The organism is Streptomyces sp. SP17BM10 (assembly GCF_036322405.1).
Taxonomy (GTDB): domain Bacteria; phylum Actinomycetota; class Actinomycetes; order Streptomycetales; family Streptomycetaceae; genus Kitasatospora.
Genome location: NZ_JAQYXB010000141.1, coordinates 1 through 1,893, shown reverse-complemented (window position 1 = coordinate 1,893; position 1,893 = coordinate 1). Strand labels below are relative to the sequence as shown.

Annotated in this window: 1 protein-coding gene; it reads left to right on the top strand. The window is 69.1% G+C overall.

What is annotated here, in order from left to right:
* Window position 1: 1 nt before the first annotated feature.
* On the top strand, window positions 2–1,893 hold a 1,892-nt coding region (gene acs, locus PUR71_RS00510; protein ID WP_329924281.1), incomplete at its 3' end, for an acetate--CoA ligase.

Below are 1,893 nucleotides of genomic sequence, written 5' to 3'. Positions count from 1 at the left end.
GTTGAGCAACGAGAGCCTGGCCAACCTGCTCAAGGAGGAGCGTCGTTTCGCTCCCCCGGCAGAGCTCGCCGCAGCGGCCAACGTCACCGCGGCCGCGTACGCGCAGGCCTCCGAGGACCGCCTGGGCTTCTGGGCCGAGCAGGCCCGCCGCCTGGACTGGGCCACCGAGCCCACCCAGACGCTCGACTGGACGAACCCCCCATTCGCCACCTGGTTCGCCGACGGCACCCTCAACGTGGCCTACAACTGCGTCGACCGCCACGTCGACAACGGCCACGGCGACCGCGTCGCCATCCACTTCGAAGGCGAACCCGGCGACAGCCGCTCCATCACCTACGCCCAGCTCAAGGACGAGGTCTCCCAGGCCGCCAACGCCCTGCTCGAACTCGGCGTCACCAAGGGCGACCGCGTCGCCATCTACCTCCCGATGATCGCCGAAGCCGTCATCGCCATGCTCGCCTGCGCCCGCATCGGCGCCACCCACTCCGTCGTCTTCGGCGGCTTCTCCGCCGACGCCGTCGCCTCCCGCATCCACGACGCCCAGGCCAAACTCGTCATCACCGCCGACGGCGGCTACCGCCGCGGCAAGCCCTCCGCCCTCAAGCCCGCCATCGACGAGGCCCTCACCAAGACCGAAGGCGTCGAACACGTCCTCGTCGTGCGCCGCACCGAGCAGGAGATCCCCTGGACCGAGGGCCGCGACGTGTGGTGGCACGAGATCACCGCCCGCCAGTCCACCCACCACACCCCCGAGGCACACGACGCCGAACACCCCCTGTTCATCCTCTACACCTCCGGCACCACCGGAAAGCCCAAGGGCATCCTCCACACCTCCGGCGGCTACCTCACCCAGGCCTCCTACACCCACCACGCCGTCTTCGACCTCAAGCCCGAGTCGGACGTCTACTGGTGCACCGCCGACATCGGCTGGGTCACCGGCCACTCCTACATCGTCTACGGCCCCCTGGCCAACGGCGCCACCCAGGTCATCTACGAAGGCACCCCCGACACCCCCCACCAGGGACGCTTCTGGGAAATCATCCAGAAGTACGGCGTCACCATCCTCTACACCGCCCCCACCGCCATCCGCACCTTCATGAAGTGGGGAGACGACATCCCCGCCAAGTACGACCTCTCCACCCTGCGCGTCCTGGGCAGCGTCGGCGAACCCATCAACCCCGAAGCCTGGATCTGGTACCGCGAACACATCGGCGCCGGCCACACCCCCATCGTCGACACCTGGTGGCAGACCGAGACCGGCGCCATGATGATCAGCCCCCTGCCCGGCGTCACCGAGACCAAGCCCGGCTCCGCCCAGCGCGCCCTGCCCGGCATCGCCGCCACCGTCGTCGACGACAACGGCACCGAAGTCCCCAACGGCTCCGGCGGCTACCTCGTCCTCACCGAGCCCTGGCCCTCCATGCTCCGCACCATCTGGGGCGACGACCAGCGCTACATCGACACCTACTGGTCCCGCTTCCAAGGCCGCTACTTCGCCGGCGACGGCGCCAAGAAGGACGACGACGGCGACATCTGGCTCCTGGGCCGCGTCGACGACGTCATGCTCGTCTCCGGCCACAACATCTCCACCACCGAGGTCGAATCCGCCCTCGTCGGCCACCCCACCGTCGCCGAATCCGCCGTCGTCGGCGCCACCGACCCCACCACCGGCCAGGCCATCGTCGCCTTCGTCATCCTGCGCGGCGGCGCCACCGAAACCCCCGAACTCATCGAGGAACTACGCGCCCACGTCGGCCGCACCCTCGGCCCCATCGCCAAACCCAAGCAGATCAAAGTCGTCGGCGAACTCCCCAAGACCCGCTCCGGCAAAATCATGCGCCGCCTCCTGCGCGACATCGCCGAAGGCCGCGAAGTCGGCGACACCACCACCCT